This is a genomic window from Robbsia andropogonis, assembly GCF_000970345.1.
GTDB classification, from domain to species: Bacteria; Pseudomonadota; Gammaproteobacteria; order Burkholderiales; family Burkholderiaceae; genus Robbsia; species Robbsia andropogonis.
In genome coordinates this window covers 1-772 of sequence record NZ_LAQU01000219.1, presented here as the reverse complement: position 1 = coordinate 772, position 772 = coordinate 1, and the positions used below count along the sequence as shown (strand labels likewise).

The window sequence follows — 772 nt, the reverse complement described above, 5'->3', positions numbered from 1 at the left end:
GGATCCGACGGTAGCCGTAGCAGCGATAGTTGCATTCGAAGATGTCTACCATGACACGACGCGCACCCACATATCTGTCGGTCACGAGCAGACGGGCGCGGTGATAAAAGTAGGAGCTGCGGGCGAGCCTCAGAGCCGACAACAACTCTGGCAGCGCATAGGTTTGTTTTAGGGCATCAACCAACGTCGTCTTCTCCCGGTTGCTCAGGAGCTGCAGGTCGATGCCCATCCCTTTTTTTAATAATTCGTTCGCCTTCGCGAGGATATCGCGCTCGAGCTCTAGCTTGCGGATATCGCGCCGAAGCGATTCGACTTGCTTCTCCAGATCCGAACGCTCGTGCTCCGGTGCTCGCTTCTCGTGACGTTTCATCGATGCTGGAGCCTCCCGGCCGAGTAGTTCGTTCTTCCACTTATATAACATCGGTCTGCTTACGCCCACTTTCTGGGCAAGCATGCGTGCACTGCCTTCTCTGGAGCACAGCTCAATGACGCTCCCCTGTTTCACCGCGAGCGACTGAGGAATGCTGCCGGCCACACGTCCAGCACGGCACTTGCCGATCTCAGGACACTGCTCTCTAATCCAATCCGTAAGTGTTCCACGACTCGGATAGCCCAAAGCCCGTAAGGTCGCTGCCACACAACGATCATGGCTCAAGTAATGATCCATGGCCAGCTTCTTCTGTTCGGCCGAGTACACCTGCTTGGAACGCGCATAGCCTGCCCTTAGATCACGACGCTGTTCGTATTCGAGGTGGCACGATTTTAAGGATTT

1 protein-coding gene is annotated in these 772 nt (G+C 55.6%); it reads right to left on the bottom strand.

Annotation, left to right across the window (positions count from 1 at the left end; genetic code table 11):
* Positions 1 to 772, bottom strand: a 772-nt coding sequence (locus WM40_RS27245; RefSeq protein ID WP_046154678.1) for a transposase, incomplete at both ends; no start/stop codon positions are given.